General features: G+C 55.6%; 16 protein-coding genes. 8 read left to right on the forward strand and 8 right to left on the reverse strand.

Annotated features, from left to right (window positions below):
- The first annotated feature begins 323 nt into the window (after positions 1–323).
- Together V8L70_RS18455 and V8L70_RS18460 are read left to right on the forward strand one after the other, a co-directional pair.
- Positions 324–482: a hypothetical protein gene (locus V8L70_RS18455; protein ID WP_336270327.1), complete on the forward strand. Its 159-nt coding sequence runs from the start codon at positions 324–326 to the stop codon at positions 480–482.
- Positions 479–1,771, forward strand: a complete 1,293-nt coding sequence (locus tag V8L70_RS18460; protein WP_336270330.1) for a GGDEF domain-containing protein — start codon at positions 479–481, stop codon at positions 1,769–1,771. The genes V8L70_RS18455 and V8L70_RS18460 overlap by 4 nt, the downstream gene beginning before the upstream one ends.
- A 93-nt stretch (positions 1,772–1,864) precedes the next feature.
- Here the strand turns inward: V8L70_RS18460 and V8L70_RS18465 are convergent, their stop codons facing one another.
- Together V8L70_RS18465 and V8L70_RS18470 are read right to left on the reverse strand one after the other, a co-directional pair.
- Positions 1,865–2,011 carry a hypothetical protein gene (locus V8L70_RS18465; RefSeq protein ID WP_336270332.1) on the reverse strand — a complete coding sequence of 49 codons (147 nt, stop codon included), beginning with the start codon at positions 2,009–2,011 and terminating at the stop codon, positions 1,865–1,867.
- A gap of 78 nt (positions 2,012–2,089) precedes the next feature.
- A complete protein-coding gene (locus V8L70_RS18470) occupies positions 2,090–3,715 on the reverse strand; it encodes a BCCT family transporter (protein ID WP_336270334.1) in 1,626 nt (541 codons plus the stop codon).
- Between the two features lie 231 nt (positions 3,716–3,946).
- Between V8L70_RS18470 and V8L70_RS18475 the strand changes: the two genes are divergently transcribed.
- Positions 3,947–4,321 (forward strand): hypothetical protein, encoded by a 375-nt coding sequence (locus V8L70_RS18475; RefSeq protein ID WP_176302311.1) that lies wholly within the window; start codon positions 3,947–3,949, stop codon positions 4,319–4,321.
- Positions 4,322–4,349: 28 nt separating this feature from the next.
- Here V8L70_RS18475 and V8L70_RS18480 read toward each other — a convergent pair whose 3' ends face one another.
- From V8L70_RS18480 to trmB, 6 genes are all read right to left on the reverse strand, one after another.
- Positions 4,350–5,243: an AEC family transporter gene (locus V8L70_RS18480; RefSeq protein WP_336270338.1), complete on the reverse strand. Its 894-nt coding sequence runs from the start codon at positions 5,241–5,243 to the stop codon at positions 4,350–4,352.
- A 67-nt stretch (positions 5,244–5,310) separates the two neighbouring features.
- Entirely contained in the window at positions 5,311–8,283 is a 2,973-nt protein-coding gene (glnE, locus tag V8L70_RS18485; protein WP_101147582.1) for a bifunctional [glutamate--ammonia ligase]-adenylyl-L-tyrosine phosphorylase/[glutamate--ammonia-ligase] adenylyltransferase, read from the reverse strand.
- 49 nt (positions 8,284–8,332) lie between these two features.
- The gene (locus V8L70_RS18490) at positions 8,333–8,704 is read right to left on the reverse strand and encodes a diacylglycerol kinase (RefSeq protein WP_008957571.1); all 372 of its coding nucleotides are present in this window, start codon (positions 8,702–8,704) and stop codon (positions 8,333–8,335) included.
- Positions 8,705–8,738: 34 nt separating this feature from the next.
- Positions 8,739–10,226: a D-alanyl-D-alanine carboxypeptidase/D-alanyl-D-alanine endopeptidase gene (dacB, locus tag V8L70_RS18495; RefSeq protein ID WP_101147583.1), complete on the reverse strand. Its 1,488-nt coding sequence runs from the start codon at positions 10,224–10,226 to the stop codon at positions 8,739–8,741.
- Between the two features lie 9 nt (positions 10,227–10,235).
- Positions 10,236–10,565 carry a DMT family transporter gene (locus V8L70_RS18500; RefSeq protein WP_101147584.1) on the reverse strand — a complete coding sequence of 110 codons (330 nt, stop codon included), beginning with the start codon at positions 10,563–10,565 and terminating at the stop codon, positions 10,236–10,238.
- The gene (trmB, locus tag V8L70_RS18505; protein ID WP_101147585.1) at positions 10,562–11,227 is read right to left on the reverse strand and encodes a tRNA (guanine(46)-N(7))-methyltransferase TrmB; all 666 of its coding nucleotides are present in this window, start codon (positions 11,225–11,227) and stop codon (positions 10,562–10,564) included. Before trmB ends, V8L70_RS18500 begins: the two co-directional genes overlap by 4 nt.
- 253 nt (positions 11,228–11,480) lie before the next feature.
- On the opposite strand from trmB, the gene V8L70_RS18510 reads away from it, so the two are divergent.
- From V8L70_RS18510 to V8L70_RS18530, 5 genes are all read left to right on the forward strand, one after another.
- Positions 11,481–13,361 (forward strand): beta-ketoacyl synthase, encoded by a 1,881-nt coding sequence (locus tag V8L70_RS18510; RefSeq protein ID WP_101147616.1) that lies wholly within the window; start codon positions 11,481–11,483, stop codon positions 13,359–13,361.
- Positions 13,361–13,855 carry a pantetheine-phosphate adenylyltransferase gene (gene coaD / locus V8L70_RS18515; protein ID WP_101147586.1) on the forward strand — a complete coding sequence of 165 codons (495 nt, stop codon included), beginning with the start codon at positions 13,361–13,363 and terminating at the stop codon, positions 13,853–13,855. Before V8L70_RS18510 ends, coaD begins: the two co-directional genes overlap by 1 nt.
- A gap of 72 nt (positions 13,856–13,927) precedes the next feature.
- A complete protein-coding gene (locus V8L70_RS18520; RefSeq protein ID WP_008957577.1) occupies positions 13,928–14,176 on the forward strand; it encodes a YfhL family 4Fe-4S dicluster ferredoxin in 249 nt (82 codons plus the stop codon).
- 5 nt (positions 14,177–14,181) lie between these two features.
- Entirely contained in the window at positions 14,182–15,486 is a 1,305-nt protein-coding gene (locus tag V8L70_RS18525) for an MATE family efflux transporter (RefSeq protein WP_101147587.1), read from the forward strand.
- Between the two features lie 146 nt (positions 15,487–15,632).
- Positions 15,633–16,943: a short-chain fatty acid transporter gene (locus V8L70_RS18530; RefSeq protein ID WP_101147588.1), complete on the forward strand. Its 1,311-nt coding sequence runs from the start codon at positions 15,633–15,635 to the stop codon at positions 16,941–16,943.
- Positions 16,944–16,981 lie beyond the last annotated feature (38 nt).

A 16,981-nucleotide genomic window follows, 5' to 3' on the forward strand; every position in this document is an offset into this window, starting at 1 on the left:
GGCGATTCCGGAAAACTGCCCAAAATCGGTCACGATAAAACGGAATGCGCGGTCACCATCATCCAGAACAGACGGTCACGTTCAAACGGAATGGGCGGTCACGATAGGGCGGAATACGCATAGCCGAACGCGAGCTAGATGTTACATCGCTTTCTGAGCTGCGCGACTGGCGTGTAGGAAGCTTTCGGGAAGATGCTGTAGGCGAGTACGTTGCTTCTAGCGGCAGTAATGTTCTACTTGCTCCCTCAGAGCGAGAAAATATCGCGCGCTTAAAGGCGGGCCTGCTTGATGTCATTGTGACAGGCAAAGCAACCGGTGAATTTATGGCACAAGAACAGAACATAGCGCTCGAACATTTGTTTACCTTTCACCGTGCACCGCTTTATCTCGCCTGCCATCCCAGCGTTTCTGAAGCGCTTCTGGCACGTTTGCAAACGCAATTAGATGCCCTGCATCGCGATAGACAGGAGGAGAGCCAGTGATAAGCCCTCGCCCGCGGTTTCCTCTCTCTGCCCCTGGCATCGCGCCTAAAAAAGGCAGCTTAACCACTAAGCAAGCGCTGCTCACCCTGCTGATTGCGTTACTGATTAGTAGCGTGGCGGGCAGTATTGAACTGTTCAGCCACGCCACCAATATGCGCCAAGAAGTGCAACTGCGTGTTGCCCAGCAACTGGCGATTGTTAATGGGGCAGCCGCCGAAGCCGCCTTCCAACTAAACCCCGACCTCGCCCACCAAATCGCTTACGGGCTGATTAGTGATGATGAGGTAGCGTGGGTCTCCATTCGCGACGATTTTGGCCGTGCGCTGGCTGAATTTAACACCCCCGAACAGGCGGATTCGACCTGGCTCAGCCAGTACCTGTTTGGCGATATACTGCATCACCAAACCGCCCTCCAATATTACATGGGCAGTGATATGCCGGAAGCCATTGTCGGCGAAATTGAGCTGATGCTATCAGAAGGCTATTTAACCCAGCAGTTTCTGACGCGGATTTATGCGGTGGTTGGCTTCAGTATTCTGGAAGCGTTTATTCTAAGCATTCTGGTCATCGCATTTTTCCACGTGTTTATTACCCGACCCCTGCTCAAAGTACATGCGGCGATTGCCCAAACCGATCCCAACCGCCCTGGTCAGTGGCCCAAACCAGCGTTACACGGCCACCGCCATGATGAACTGGGACACCTGGTAGATAGTTTGGATCATTTGTTGAAAGCCTTTCAGCAAGGCCTGGAACAACGCGACCAGTTACATCACTTATCCAATATGGATGGCCTAACAGGGGTAGCTAACCGCCGCCACTTCGATGAGTTTTATAAACAACACTGGCTCTTGGCGCAGCAAACGCAGCAGCCGCTATCAGTGATTTTTATCGATATCGATAACTTTAAAGAGTTTAACGACCACTATGGCCATGCCATGGGTGACGAGACGCTGCGTGCGGTCGCCAATGCACTCAATCAGTGTATTGACCCTGCACGGGATTTACTCGCCCGCTATGGCGGCGAGGAGTTTGTTTGTGTACTGCCAGACCAAGACCATGATGACGCGGTAGACGTTGCCAACTGTTTGCGCGAAGCCGTGCTGTCGCTGGCCATTCCTCACGCTTTTTCAAGCACTCATTCAGACCTCACCGTTAGCATGGGTGTTGCTAGTATGTCCGCGGGCGTTTTGATTAGCGCTGAAGCATTGGTTGAACACGCTGACCAGCACCTTTACCGCGCCAAACGGCTGGGCCGGAACCGGGTAGAGACACGCAAACGCCCGGCTTAAAAAAGCCGGGCGTTGTGATACGACCATTGCGAAAAGCTAACTTTGCGAAGAGCTGGCTTTGCAAAGAGCTAACTTAGCAAAGAGCTAGCAGCGTCAGAGCAACCAGTGCGCAGCCACCGCGGCCAAGCCAATGATCATGGCCGTCAGTACGGCTACGGTCACTACCCGGTCGAGCCAACGATCAAAGGCAACCCCTTTGGGCTGCCTTCGCGTTGCGCCATGGCGTCCTTGCCGAGCCATTAGCCTCTTCGCTCCATGTATCGTGCTCCTGAAATAGCAAGCTCCCGCAACACAAAAGCTTGCCTGTTCCTAGCATTGCTAGCTATTAATGCGCCGGTTGACCACATTGGGCGCACGACGAAGACGCTCTTCTTCCCCTAATAGCTCGGCTTCAAAGGCGTCAGCCCCCACTGGAGTTTCCCCATGGCGACGATAAAGCTGCGTCAGCATCGCCTTGCGGTCCGCGCGCAGTTCCTGCACTAAAACAAACACCATCATATACAGAATAAAGGTGAACGGTAGTGCCGATAGCACTGATGCGGACTGCAGCCCCGTTAAGCCACCGGATGCAATCAATGTCAGGCAGATGGCAGCGATCAGCACACCCCAAATGATGCGCTTATAGAGCGGCGGATTGATCGAACCATTATCGGTCATTTGCGCCACAATGTACGAGGCAGAGTCTGCTGAGGTGACCAGAAAAATAAAGATCAGCATCATGGCGACCACTGACAGCACGCCCGAAAATGGCATTAAGTCGAACATCTCGAACAGTGCCACCGTTATATTGTCCTGGGTCGCCGCTGCCAAGCCGACATCCGTACCGTTCAACTCCATCTGAAGTGCCGCCCCACCAAATACGCCAATCCATAAACAGGCGAGTAGCGGCGGTACGAACAGCACCCCAAACACATACTCTTGGATGGTACGTCCGCGGGAAACGCGGGCAATAAATGTACCCACAAACGGCGACCAAGCGATTACCCAGGCCCAGTAGAAAATCGTCCAGCTGCTCGCCCACTCATTATCACTGTACGGCGAAATACGCAGGCTCATACCGATGAAATTCTGCAGGTAATCACCAATCCCCACGGTAATCGTTTCGAGTATCGCAACGGTAGGGCCAGTGAACAGTACGTACAGCATTAACCCAATGCATAGCACCATGTTGAGATTAGAAAGGCGCTTGATGCCTTTGTCCAACCCCGACCAGGTGGATGCCATGTAAGCACAGAACATGACAAACAAAATAATAAACTGCCAAAGACCGTTTTCAGGAAGGCCAAACACGGCATTCAAACCGCCGTTCATTTGCAGGACACCCAAGCCGAGCGAAGTAGCCACCCCCATTACCGTGGCCACCACTGCAAACACGTCCAACCAAGAGGCATAGGGACGTACCTTAGGATTTTTAGCCGTTATTGACGACAACACCGAAGAAACAAGCCCCGCCTGCCCTTTGCGGAACTGAAAATAGGCAATGATCAGCCCCACAATGGAGAAGGCCGCCCACTGGTGTATGCCCCAGTTAAAATAGCTGTATTGAATAGCATAGCGTGCTGCCGCTTCGGATTCGGCGGTTCTATCCCCATAAGGAGGCTCAATATAATGAAACATGGGTTCCGCCATGCCATAGAACACCAGACCGACACCAAAGCCCGCGGCCAGCAGCATGCTTATCCACGAAAAAAATGTATAGCTGGGGCTACTATCCTGTGGCCCCAAGCGAACTTTACCGTATTTACTCAGCGCCAAGCCAAAGAGAAAAATCACAAACCCAAAAACAGAAAATAGATAAAACCACCCAAATAGCTCGGTAACGGTCGTCAGCGCCCCCTCTGCCGCGTTGGCAAATCCTTCAGGAAATGACGCCCCGACAACTACCAAGCCAAAAATAATCACCACTGATGCGATGAATACCGACTTGCCTCCATGATTAGCCATATAACCGTCCTGTTAGATGAGCTCTGTTTAGATAAGCACTGCGTACTAAGCGCATGCTTGTACAGCCAAACTTGTTTTGTACAGCTTAATGGTAACAGTTGGAAAACCTAATCGCACTGTCAGTAGTGCATGGCCCGGCGCCGCCGACGACGCATTGCGTCCTATTGCCATGCAGTGAACTTGCTAGACCAACTGTGTTCCAATGGGTGCGAATAACCGATGGAGGCTCTCATGCCACAGATGAATCGCGACCAACGCAACGCAGCATGGCAAGCGGCAAACCAATGGCGCGCCCGTGCAGCGCAAACCCAACCCACCGGCCTGGCAGGTAGTTTAAAGCTGCTGTTTACGTGGCTGGCCTTTGGCGCGTTGATGATAGTAGGTGTGGTACTCGGCCTGTTTTTCTTATTGATTGGCTGGGCGATGATGCCTTTTGTGCGGCATAAAATGAAAAAACGTATGGAGCAGCTACGTGCCCAGCAGGCGCAGGATATCGGCGGCGGTTATTCTCACTGGAATGCCTCTGCGAACAGCCGTCCAGGGCATCAGGACGCATTAGAAGGTCACTATAAAGTTAAAGACAGTGAAGTCAAAGATGATCGATAAGAACGCAGTCCCTCAATTGCAGCGCCTGTTAAAGAGGCGCATGTACCCAAGTGAATGCCGCGGCTAGCGTAAGCGGCATAACTACCAAGCTCCCCAGATTACCAATCAGTACCAGCGACGCCACTTTCTGTGGCGCAAGCTGGTACTGCTCTGCCACCAAATAATTCAATACCGCGGGGGGTAACGCTGCAAACACCAGCAGCACGGCCATCTGCATGTCATTAAGTGGCAGTAGCCACATTAATGGCAACGCAATCACTAACCCCGACAGCGGACAGAGCACCGCCCCCAGCATCCCCGTGCGCCAATCGCTAAAGTCAATTTCCAGCAGCCGCACCCCTAGCGCAAACAGCATTAAGGGGATACATACTTCACCCAGCATACGCATAGCCTCCAGCAGCCAGCCCGGTAGCGGCAGTCCACTGGTGTTCACTGAAAGCCCCGCCAAGCTCGCCAACACGATAGGCATGCGCAGCATCCGCCATAGCGAAGTACGCGGGTTTAGCATATAAAGCCCTACCGAGAAGTGCAGCAGCATCTCAACAATAAACACCACCACCGCGGCAGGTAGCGCGTCAGGGCCGAATGCGAGTACCAGTAGCGGCACCCCCATATTGCCTGAATTGTTGAACATCATAGGGGGAAGAAAGGTTTTAATATCCAGCTTAAGCCACCTAGCCAGCGGCCACAGCACAATCCCCGACCCCAGCACCACCGCAACAGCCGCTGTAGCAAGCCAGGCGTATTCGGCAAGTGGCGCCTGGCGGTCAGCCAGCACGGCGAATACCAATAGGGGAACGAACAGCTCCATATTGAGTGTATTCAGGCTGCGAATGTCTGGTGTCCGGTAGCGTCCATAGGCCGCGCCACAACCGGTGATTAAAAACACGGGCAATAGCGTGGCCAGGATATTTCCAATCATGCGGGCCACCCCGCCTGACTCCATGGCTTCATTGTTTCTTCCTAGTCAGAGTGCCCCGTTTGCCGGGCTAGTTATTATCAGTGGCTGGTGGCTCAAGAAAGCGCTGCCAGAGCGCGGTGACTATATCGCGATGTTCTCTAAACTCTTCACCATCGGTGAGCGCTTTTTCACCGGTGAGCGCCGCTCGATGGGTAGCGCTGCGATAGGCCAGGTAAGCTTGTCTCAGTCGCTCCGCTTCTTCATAAGGTAAGTGCCCACTCTCTGTCAGGCTCTCTAAAATACGGATATTGTCGCTATACGTCAGTAGCGCGGGGGTTTGGTGAGCAAGTGCTAACACCGCGTATTGGCAGAGAAACTCAATATCCACCATACCGCCCGCATCTTGCTTAATATTAAACGTATCACTGGTCGCTTTGCTGCCCAGATGGTCGCGCATTTTCTGACGCATCTTGACCACTTCTTCGCGCAGTGCGGCTTTATCGCGTTCATTGCCTAAAATATCGCCGCGCAGTTGGGCGAATTTTTCGGCCAGCACATCGCTACCCGCCACGACACGGGCGCGCACCAACGCTTGGTGTTCCCACGTCCAGGCGTTCTGCCGCTGATAGTCTGCAAAGGCTTTAAGCGATGTTACCAATAGCCCTGAATTCCCCGAAGGCCGTAGACGCATATCTACTTCATAGAGCGTGCCGGTGGGGGTTACCGCGGTAAGCAGGTGAATAATACGCTGGCCCAAGCGGGTGAAAAATACGGGTGTATCAATGGGCCGTGGGCCATCCGTCGCGCCTTGGCCATCGCTATCATGCAGGAAAACAAGATCTAAATCGGAACTGTAGCCCAGTTCAATGCCGCCCAGCTTGCCGTAGCCGACAATCAGAAAGGCTGCCTCGCGGGTATTCAGACCCTCAGGAACGCCATGCTTGCGGGTAATATGTTTCCACGCCATGGCCAGTACGGCATCAAGAATAACTTCAGCGATAAACGTTAAGTAATCACTTACTTTCATCAGGTGCCGAGTACCCATGATATCTGACGCCGCGACATGAAGCGTTTGCGCGTGCTTAAAGACACGCAGCGCCTCCAGTTGCGCCTCGTCATCATCCTCTGGCAAGCGGTTCAGCGTTTGGCGCAGCTCATCGGCCAGGCGCGCTTTATCAGCCGGGGTGTAGAGCGTTTCCGGCGTCAGCAGCTCGTCGAGTAGGATGGGATAACGCGCCAGCTGTTCGGCGATCCAGGGGCTGGAAGCACACAAACGCATCAGGTGTTCAAGCGCCTGAGGGTTTTCGCGCAGCAGGGCAAGGTAAGCGGTACGCCGTAAGACGGACTCAATCAGCGGCTGCACCCGCGCAAGCGCCGTATCAGGCGCCTCGTTGTCGGCCACGGCGTCCAGCAGTAGCGGCATCAACGCATCTAATCGTTCAAAGCCAATCCGCTGCATGCTTTGCACTTGCCGGGAGTGGTAAAGACTCTGCAGTCGCTTTAAGGCTTTTTCCGGCTCATTAAAGCCCGCCTCGGCAAGGTGCGCAGTGGCCTCCTCCGCCTCTAGCTCGCCGCGCCAAATCAGTCGCCACTGGGCCAAGCCAAGCTGGCTGTCATCGTTGGCCTCATCCACGTCCTCTTCAGGGTCCGCGATCACTGCATCAAAGTGCTGGCGCACGCGCTCGCGCACTTCATCAAGCTGGGCAATCAGCCCCGGCCAGTCTTCATGGCCCATGGCAAAGGCTACCCGCTCACGGTCGCTGTCATCGCTGGGTAGGGTTTGCGTCTGGCGGTCTTCCAGCGCTTGAAGGGCGTGTTCGACATCGCGCAGAAAAGCGTAATCGGGCAGCAGCTCATCAACCACTTCTTGCGGCAACAGGCCTAGCTCGGGCAAGCGGTTGAGCGCGGTTTTCAGCGATGTCACCTGCAGCTCGGTATCACGGCCGCCGCGAATCAGCTGGAACGCCTGTACCACAAACTCAACCTCGCGAATGCCGCCGGGGCCAAGCTTGATATTGCTCTGCATACCCTTGCGCTTCACTTCGCGGTTAATCATCGCTTTCAACTCACGCAGCGACTCAATCGCGCCGAAATCAAGATATTTGCGATACACAAAGGGGCGTAGCCCGGCGAGCAACTCATCGCCTGCGTCTAAATCACCTGCCACAGGACGCGCTTTCAGCATTGCGTAGCGCTCCCACTCACGGCCTTGATCCTGGTAGTAGCTGGAGAGCATGGAAAAACTGCCCACCAGCGGCCCGCCGTCGCCTAAAGGCCGCAAGCGCATATCAACGCGGAAGGCGAAACCGTCCGCCGTGATAGCATCTAGGGCGCCGATGAGCTTTTGACCAAGCTTGGTAAAGTACTCTTGATGCTCTAAGGGCTTGCGCCCGCCCTGGGTTTCGCCTTTTTCAGGAAAGGCAAAGATCAGATCAATATCGGAGGAGAGATTCAGCTCACCCGCACCCAGTTTGCCCATACCCAGCACAACCAAGCGCTGGGGCGAGCCGTCTTTGCGTGGCGCGGGCTCCCCCCAGCGCGGCGCGTAAAATTGCTCAAGCCAGCTCAACGCGGCTTCCAGGCAGATTTCGGCAAGCTCAGACACCGCCTTGGCGGTATCCCACATAACGTGGCCGGGCGCACGATTAAGGTCACGCCAGATAATGCCGACCATCCGCTTGCGGCGAAAACGTCGAATCACCCGCTGCATGGCCTCTTCGTCGTCGGCGCTCTCAAGCGACTCATTCAGCCAGCTAGCCAGTTCATCCCGCCCGGGGTTTATGTCCAATTCACCGGCAATATCCAACTCAGCCAACCACTGGGGGTAGCGGGCCAGGGCATCCAGCGCGAAGGTTGAAATGGCCAACACTTTAGCAAGCGCCTCACGGCGCTGCTCAGAAAGCCCCAGCCAACTGCTTGAAGGCAGTTCTTGCTGGGTCATCTCAGCAATATTATCGGCTTGGGTCAGCGCCTCAATTAAGCGCTGCCAAGCGGCCTGGGTAGCTTTTTGTAACGACGCTGGCAGCGTCGACAACGGTAAAAAATCGTCGTTCACTTGCATAATTACCTCGCTGTCCAGCGTGTTAAAAATATTTAGCTCTTAAATCAGCTTAGCTATAAAACTTTTCCCAACCTAATAGACCCCAAGTAAGGCCGGCCATCATCAGTGACAGCATAACAGCGGCGGAGCCAATATCCTTGGCCCGGCCAGAAAGCTCGTGATGCTCAGTACCAATGCGATCAACCACGTTTTCAATGGCACTATTAAGTAACTCTACGATCAGCACAAAAAACAGGCTACTTACCAATAGTAGCCAACTGATGATGCTGTCCCCTATCCACCAGGCGAAGGGGAGTAACAACGCAGTAATCACGACTTCTTGGCGAAAGGCTGCCTCGTTTCTAAACGCTGCCTTAAGCCCCTTCCACGAATAGCGCGTGGAGTGGACCAAATGGGTTAAACCGGTATGCCCTGGTTTCATGCAGGTCGCCTCACCTTGTGAGCGTAAAGGGAAATCAGTTCGCTAAAATCATGGCGTCCAGATCCAGTGATAAGGGATCCAGCACCTCAGACCAGCTTAAGTACGGCGTACTGCCGCTACCATTGACCATGACACTAAATACTCCCCAGCGTCCTTGCGCGGTGCGAAAATAGCCCGCCGCGGCGCGCACAGCAAAGGGTTGATTAAGGGTACCGGTTTTTAACATGACATTGTTTTGAAACGTGGTTGAACCACGCCGAATAAAGCGCATAACGCCGTTGGCTGGTGACTGAAAGGCGGCCACAAAGCTTGGAAACAGCGCGCTCTGCCGAAACATGTCTTCCAGCATCACATTAACCCCCTGAGCCGATGTGCGGTTTTCCGTGGTCAGCCCACTGCCGCTATACAACGTTAATGGCCCATGACCGGGAAGATGCTGCACATAAGACTCAATGGCTTGGCCTGCCTGGCGTAACTGCGCCTGGGGCGTCTCGACCAGATCAAGCGCCAGTACATCAGCCATGTAGTTATTGGAGTAGTTCATGATGCGCAGCAATATTTCTTGCAGGGGCTGACTGTCGACGGCGGCCAAGCGCTGCGCCGTGCTGGGCGGCTGGGTCGAACTGACGCGCCATGAGTCGCGCACCTGAATCCCCGCCTGATTTAGCATCCCCATCAGCACTTGTGCGGTTTTCTCGGCCGCATCGCCCGCGCCACGATAAACATCCCGGGCAGTGGCATTAGTCGAAATCTGTCCCGTCAGGCGCATCACATCACCACGTTCATCGGTGATACGTTCAGCGCTAATCTCTGTGCCGCTATTGGCTGGGCGAGTGACGACTTGATTATCAATGGTGATCAGCGAGGTCTGGCTATCGCACAGCCCCACCCGGGCTGGCTCACCTGCGCTAGCAGCGGGGGCGACATTGACACACCAACTGCCGAAATTAACGCCTGCTGACGAAAGCGGCGCGCTGTAGGCGTTGGCGACCCGCGTGAGGGCATCGCAGCGGTCGGTAGTAATACAGTCAACCGGCCCAAACCGCCACTGGCTGATCACCAAAGCGCCATCAATTTCACGCACCCCGGCTAAGTGCAAACGTTGCACCAAGCGCCATAGGTTTTCCGTGGTCAGGCCGGGGTCGCCACCGCCCTCAAACACTAAATCGCCACGCAGCACACCGCCTTCAGCTCTATCCTCAACCCTGCCCGAGCTAACTAGCTGGCTGGTAAAGCGATGCTGAGGACCAAAACGGTTCAGCGCCGCCGCCGCCAGGTATGCCTTGGTAACAGACGCGGGCGATAACTGGCGCTCTGGATTAATGCTGCCCAGCAGCGCATTGGCGCCTGTGTCGGCGTCAAGCAGGCGCGCTTCAGCACTGATCGAGAAACCTTTGTTCTGCAGTTGGCTCAGGCGGCTGAAATCAGCGAACAGGCTGGCACTGGCGCACAGGGCCAGCGAGGCAACCCCGGACACCAGCGACCAGCGCCGCAGACGCTTAACAGTAAAAAAACAACCCATTAAATTACCTCAATGCACGTTCATTTTGGAAAACACTTGCAGCAGAACCACACCCGCCACAATCAGGCTAATCCCCAGTACCGCCGGTAAATCGGGCTTTTCACCAAACACCACAATGCCGACCAAGGTGACCAGCACAATGCCCAGGCCCGCCCAAATCGCATAGGCGACCCCCACCGGCAGCGTGCGCAGCACCAGGCTGAGCAGATAAAAAGCGAGCCCGTAGCCAACCACCACCACAACGCTCGGCAATGGACGTGTAAAGCCCGTAGAAGCCTTTAATGCACTCGTAGCAATGACTTCGGCCACAATCGCCAACACTAAATAAACAAACGTCATTTTCGCTCCAAATCAACCCATAACCGCCACAGCGCTTGGCCACTTTGAGCATACTTCGCCTCAAACGGAGTTAAATAGTCACCTTCAGGTGCAAATTCAGCCACTATCGCCTGCTTGCCGGTTACCTGCGCCACCGCCAAGGCAAACTCTTCAACGTAAAGCGACCAATTTGAGCGCAGCTCAAGGTGCCCGCCAAGCGCCAACAGTGTGGGTAAAACCGCATGGCCATGCCAGCGCATTTTGAGATGCCCTGCTTTGGGGTAAGGATTGGGGTAAAGCAAATAGTGATACTCGGGCGCCCAGCCTGCCTGATAAGCCAAACGCCAGAAATCGACCAGATCCGCGCGCACTAGCAGCGCATTATGTGGCAGTTCGCCGTGATCACGCCCCAAACGATCCTCACTGCGATCAATGCCAATCACGGCATGGCCGGGGAACTGCACCGCCAGTTGGCGTGTCGATACCCCGACGCCACAGCCGGAATCAAGTATCAGCGGCGCCTGACGGCTCGCCAACCATTCGGCCGCCTGCGCAAAGTTGCGCTGCGTGTGTTCGGCGATCGGTTTACGTAATGGGTGCGTGAGCGCTCGGTTGACCCTGCGCGCCAAATCCTGATGCGGGCCTGGCTGATTAGACGTCACTGGTCGAGAATTATGCTGCATGCCATCTCTCGGCTGAAAAGCGTGATTCTATCAGTCTCGAGCGCTTGCGGCATGACGCCGTTGCGTGGCCGGTGCTATGATCACGCATTAGGTACGTATTAAGCGCATCGCTTTGGTCATCATAGAGCTAGTTATAATTGACTTGGTTATAATTTAATTAGCTATAATTGACTTAGAGCGTTGTCAATAATTGTTATTACCACCACCGCATCACGAGGAACCCGGCTTGTCACACTTACCGGTGATTGTCGGCATGGGCGGCATCAACCCTGCTGGCAGAACCTCTGGCCATCAGGCCTTCCGCCGCACTGTGCTTGATGCCCTCCCTGCTGACCAGCAACGCCAGACACTGGAAGGCTTGGCGGCGCTTATGCGCCTAGTAGAGCACTCCGAAAAGGGGTGGCAGGACAGTCAAGGCCAGCCCGTAGACGCCCCGGCTCAGTCGCTGCGTGATCAGGTATTGAACCATACCCTGATCCGTCGCAACGAAGACCCGCGTTTTCTCGCCCCCGGCCTACCGTCTAACCGCCAGGCCAGCATGCAGTTTGCTGAGCCGATGCGCTTTACCCTGCGCCGTCGTCAGCTGCCCGACAACCTGCCGGCCGACTGGCAAGTGCGCGAGATCGATGCCCGCGAGGTAGAGGTCAGCGTGCCCGCAGGCATACTAGAGGTATTGCTGCCCGACGCGCAGGTACCCAAGGTACGCGCAGCGGCGCAGTTGCCTAGCGGTTTTGACCCCGCCAGCCTTTATCGCAGCGTGCATCACCCGCGCGGTCTCTCGCTAGCGGTGTTTGGTGCCAGTGATTGCCTGGGCGCCAGCGGTTTCTCCTGGGAAACACTCCGCCAACAGCTGAATCCAGACCATATTGCCGTGTACGCTGGCAACTCCATCGGCCAGTTGGATGACCAAGGCTGGGGCGGCTTGCTCAAAAGCCTGGTGACCGGCCAGCGCGCTACCTCCAAGCAGATGCCGCTAGGCTATGGCCAGATGCCCGCCGACTTTTTGAATGCCTATGTACTCGGCAGCGTAGGCGGCACCGGCGCGGCGCTAGGCGCCTGCGCCAGCTTTCTCTACAACCTGCGCCTGGGTATTGACGACATTCGTGCAGGGCGTCGCCGCGTGGTGATGGTCGGCACGTCAGATGCGCCAATTACGCCGGAAATCATCGAAGGCTTCCGGGCGATGGGCGCACTGGCTGACGATGCTGGATTAAAAGCGCTGGACGCGCTTGAGCTACTGACTGACAGCGACTACCAGCGCGCCTGCCGCCCGTTTGCCCGCAACTGTGGCTTTACCATGGCGGAAGCCAGCCAGTTTGTACTACTGATGGACGACTCCCTGGCATTGGAGGTCGGTGCCGATATTCTGGGCGCGGTGCCTGAGGTGTTCGTCAACGCCGACGGCTATAAACGCTCGATTTCGGCGCCGGGTATCGGCAACTACATTACCCTCGGCAAGGCCGCCGCTCTGGTGCGCGATATGCTCGGTGAAAAAGCCCTCAAAGAGCGCAGCTTTTTGCACGCCCACGGCACCAGCACACCGAAAAACCGCATTACCGAGTCCCATGTATTCGATGAGATTGCCCGCGCCAACGGCATCAGCGACTGGCCAGTCGTGGCGATTAAAGCGTTTATCGGCCATTCGCAAGGTTCGGCGGCGGGCGATCAGTTGGCCAGTGCCCTGGGCAGCTTTGCCCACGACCTATTGCCGGGCATTCCTACGCTCGATGCCGTAGCCGACGATGTCTATGCCGAGCGGTTACGGTTTTCACAAACCACCCAGGCCTTCCGTGCTGATGCCTCTTTTATCAATGCCAAAGGGTTCGGCGGCAACAATGCCACCGGTGTTGTACTTTCGCCTGCGGTGACCGAACGCTTACTTGCCCAGCGCCATGGCGCAGCGGCGATCAGTGCCTGGAAAGCACGTCGTGAGGCCACCCGCGAAGCAGCGGCAAGCTACCTCGCTAAAGCTGACCATGGCCACTACGCGCCACGCTACCAGTTCGGTGAAGCAGTACTGGAAGGCCCAGAGTTGGATATTCATGCCGACCGGATTCATATACCCGGTTACGACCACGCGGTTTCGCTCACCAGTGACAATCCGTTTGGCCGTTTGGACGAGGAGACATCGTGATGAGCAGCGGCAAAATCAATATCGCCGTCTATCCAGGCACTTTCGACCCGATCACCAATGGCCACTTCGACCTCATTGAGCGAGGCGCGCGCATGTTCGACAAAATCGTTATCGCAGTGGCGGCGAGCCCTGGCAAAAGCCCCAATCTCGACCTGGAAACGCGCATGGAACTGGTCAAAAAGGTCTGTGCGTCGTTACCCAACGTGGAAGTCATCGGCTTTTCCACCCTGCTCACCACCATGATGCATGAGCAGGGGGCGACGATTATTCTGCGTGGCCTGCGCGCGGTCTCCGATTTTGAGTATGAGCTGCAGCTTGCCAACATGAACCGGGCGCAAAATCCAGAGCTGGAAAGCGTGTTTTTAACCCCGGCGGTCGAAAACTCATATATTTCTTCGACCATCGTGCGCGAGATTGCCAAGTTGGGTGGCGATGTTTCTCGCCTGGTGCATCCACAGGTCGCCGAAGCGCTACGTAAGCACTACACTAGCTAGCCAACGCCATTGTTGAGTAAAACACTCGGGTATTAGACAGCCCGAATGTGAACGTATACGCGAGGTATGCCCATGGCCCTGATGATTACCGACGAGTGCATTAACTGCGACGTCTGCGAGCCCGAATGCCCCAATGATGCGATCTCCCCCGGTGAGGAGATCTATGTCATCGACCCCAACCTATGCACCGAGTGCGTGGGCCACTATGACGAACCTCAGTGTCAGCAGGTTTGTCCGGTGGACTGTATCCCGCTTGACCCAGAGCGCCACGAAAGCCAAGAGCAGTTGATGAAGAAGTACCGCATCATCACGGCCGCTTAAGCCTAATGCGTATCTGGGCCCTCGCCTGGCCAATCATTCTTTCTAATATCACCGTTCCGCTACTTGGGTTGGTCGATACCGCCGTGGTCGGGCATCTGCCCGACTCTCGCTATCTGGCAGGCGTCACCCTGGGCGCGACTCTGTTCAGCTTTCTCTATTGGGGCTTTGGTTTCTTGCGCATGGGCACCACGGGATTAGTCGCACAAGCCATGGGCCGCGAGAGCGACACGGATGTGCGCAACCTGCTGGGGCAGTCGCTGATCATGGCGCTGGTGATTGGCTGCCTGCTGATTGTATTTGCCTCGCCGCTGATTACGTTAGGCTTGTGGCTATTGGATGGCAGTGAAGTAGCCACCGATTTAGCGCGTGAGTACGCCCACATCCGCCTCTGGTCTGCGCCCGCGGTACTCGCCAACTACGCCATTTTGGGCTGGTTTTTAGGCCAGCAAAATTCCCGCGTCACGCTAATGATTTTATTGCTGACTAACAGCGTTAATATCGTGCTGGATTTATGGTTTGTGGTGGGCCTGGGGATGACCAGTAACGGCGTGGCCTGGGCCAGCGTCATCGCCGACTACAGTGCATTAGCCTTCGGCAGCTATCTGGTACTGCGCCAATTAGCCAACCTGAACGGCCACTTTTTGCGCGAGCGCCTGCTGGCTCTGGCGGCCTACACCGCGCTGTTTAACGTCAACGCCAACCTCTTTGTGCGCACCCTCGGCCTGCTGTTTGCCATGGCTTTTTTTACCGCCCAGGGTGCCCGTCAGGGCGATACGGTGCTCGCCGCCAACGCTGTACTGCTGCAGTTCATTATGCTCACCAGCTATGCGCTAGATGGGTTTGCCCATGCCGCGGAATCACTGATCGGACGTGCTTATGGGCGCAAAGATTGGCGTGAGTTTGCGACCACCGTGCGCGCCGCTGCCGTTTTTTCATTCTGGACAGCGGGCGCAGCGGCTCTTCTGTTTGCGCTAGGCGGCAACGGCCTTATTGCCCTGCTCACCGGCCTTGAAGAGGTACGCGAGACCGCAGCGCACTATCTGCCGTGGATGGTGGCCATGCCGCTGTTTGCGGTATGGAGCTACCTGCTTGATGGGGTATTTATTGGCACCACCGCCGTGCGTGAAATGCGTAACAGCATCTTTATCGGCCTCGCCGTCTACCTGCCCGCTTGGTGGTTAACCCAGGGGCTGGGCAATCATGGCCTGTGGCTGGCGTTTATGCTCTTTACGCTGGTTCGCTCGGCGGTACTCATTCACTACTATCGTCTTTACTACCACCGCCGCTACCGGTTAAGCCACTGGCGCTAAAACAAACACGTTGAGTAGCAACTGAGCTAATGTGAAATTAAGCGGGAAGCTTCAACGTGAAAAACAGCGCGCTCACCCGTATATTAGCTACGCACCTCCTAGACACTGACTAGGCACTTTCTAATAATGAATAAAGAGAGCATCTCATGCTTAAAATGATCTCAAAACCGGCCGTAAAGCTGGTGGAGCGCTATCTACCCGACCCGTACATTTTCGTTCTGCTGCTGACGTTAATCGCGTCGGTTGCCGCGATCGCCATTGAACGCCAAACACCGCTGGCGGTGCTGCGCTTCTGGGGCGATGGCTTCTGGGGTTTACTTACGTTCTCTATGCAGATGCTGCTGGTGTTAGTTACCGGTTTTATGCTGGCTAGCTCCCCGCCGGTAAAACGTATTCTGCAAAAAATCGCTGGTACGGCTAAAACGCCCGGTGGCGCCATCATTCTGGTGACGCTGGTTTCCTTGGCGGCCAGCTGGATTAACTGGGGGTTTGGTCTTGTGGTCGGCGCGCTGTTTGCTAAAGAGCTGGCCCGGCTGATTCGCGTTGACTATCGGCTCCTCGTTGCCAGTGCCTACTCGGGTTTTGTGGTGTGGCACGGCGGCTTGGCAGGTTCGATACCCTTGACCATCGCCACCGAAGGCCATTTTACCGCTGACCAGATTGGCGTCATTAGCACCGGCTCAACGATTTTCGCTTTCTTCAACCTCGCCATTGTGGTCTGCCTGTTTATCGCCATCCCACTAGTGAACCGTATGATGCTGCCGGATGAGAAGGATAGCGTCTACGTCGACCCCAGTGTGCTGAATGACGAGCCAGAGCCGGTAGGACGTATTACTCGTCCGGCAGAACGTCTTGAAAATAGTCTGACCCTCTCCCTACTCGTAGGGGTGCCTGGGGTACTGTTCTTGCTTGATCACTTTTTGCTGCGCGGCGGCGGCTTGAACCTTAACGTCGTTAACTTCCTGTTTCTGTTCCTGGCTATTGTTCTACATCGTACGCCACGTAATCTTCTCACTAGTTTGAATGAAGCGATTAAAGGCGGCGCGGGGATTGTTATTCAGTTCCCCTTCTACGCTGGCATCATGGCCATCATGGTTCAATCAGGGCTGGCTGAAAGCATGTCTGAGTGGCTGATCTCATTTGCCACCGCCAACTCACTGCCCTTCTGGTCATTTATCAGCGCAGGGATTGTGAACCTGTTTGTCCCTTCTGGCGGCGGCCAATGGGCCGTACAAGCACCGGTGATGCTCCCTGCAGCTCAAGCGTTAGGTGCCGACATTTCACGGGTGGCCATGGCAGTCGCTTGGGGCGATGCCTGGACCAATTTGCTGCAACCCTTCTGGGCGCTACCGGTACTCGCTATTGCCGGGCTGAAGGCAAAAGACATCATGGGCTTCTGCCTTATTCAGCTATTCATTACCGGCATTATCATTTCAGTCGGCCTAGTGTGGTTTTAAAAAAGGTCTGGCTTTAAAAAACAGCCAAGACTGCCCGC

It is taken from the genome of Vreelandella arctica, assembly GCF_037070215.1.
In the GTDB taxonomy this organism is placed as follows: Bacteria; Pseudomonadota; Gammaproteobacteria; order Pseudomonadales; family Halomonadaceae; genus Vreelandella; species Vreelandella arctica.

Bases quoted from the DNA above. Each gene is read 5' to 3' on its own strand.
- V8L70_RS18470 (WP_336270334.1), bottom strand. From the start codon at position 3,715: ATGGCTAATCATGGAGGCAAGTCGGTATTCATCGCATCAGTGGTGATT.
- V8L70_RS18525 (WP_101147587.1), top strand. From the start codon at position 14,182: ATGCGTATCTGGGCCCTCGCCTGGCCAATCATTCTTTCTAATATCACC.
- V8L70_RS18500 (WP_101147584.1), bottom strand. From the start codon at position 10,565: ATGACGTTTGTTTATTTAGTGTTGGCGATTGTGGCCGAAGTCATTGCT.
- V8L70_RS18530 (WP_101147588.1), top strand. From the start codon at position 15,633: ATGCTTAAAATGATCTCAAAACCGGCCGTAAAGCTGGTGGAGCGCTAT.
- coaD (WP_101147586.1), top strand. From the start codon at position 13,361: ATGAGCAGCGGCAAAATCAATATCGCCGTCTATCCAGGCACTTTCGAC.
- V8L70_RS18480 (WP_336270338.1), bottom strand. From the start codon at position 5,243: ATGATTGGAAATATCCTGGCCACGCTATTGCCCGTGTTTTTAATCACC.
- glnE (WP_101147582.1), bottom strand. From the start codon at position 8,283: ATGCAAGTGAACGACGATTTTTTACCGTTGTCGACGCTGCCAGCGTCG.
- V8L70_RS18510 (WP_101147616.1), top strand. From the start codon at position 11,481: ATGGGCGGCATCAACCCTGCTGGCAGAACCTCTGGCCATCAGGCCTTC.
- V8L70_RS18455 (WP_336270327.1), top strand. From the start codon at position 324: ATGGCACAAGAACAGAACATAGCGCTCGAACATTTGTTTACCTTTCAC.
- dacB (WP_101147583.1), bottom strand. From the start codon at position 10,226: ATGGGTTGTTTTTTTACTGTTAAGCGTCTGCGGCGCTGGTCGCTGGTG.
- V8L70_RS18490 (WP_008957571.1), bottom strand. From the start codon at position 8,704: ATGAAACCAGGGCATACCGGTTTAACCCATTTGGTCCACTCCACGCGC.
- trmB (WP_101147585.1), bottom strand. From the start codon at position 11,227: ATGCAGCATAATTCTCGACCAGTGACGTCTAATCAGCCAGGCCCGCAT.
- V8L70_RS18475 (WP_176302311.1), top strand. From the start codon at position 3,947: ATGCCACAGATGAATCGCGACCAACGCAACGCAGCATGGCAAGCGGCA.
- V8L70_RS18520 (WP_008957577.1), top strand. From the start codon at position 13,928: ATGGCCCTGATGATTACCGACGAGTGCATTAACTGCGACGTCTGCGAG.
- V8L70_RS18465 (WP_336270332.1), bottom strand. From the start codon at position 2,011: ATGGCTCGGCAAGGACGCCATGGCGCAACGCGAAGGCAGCCCAAAGGG.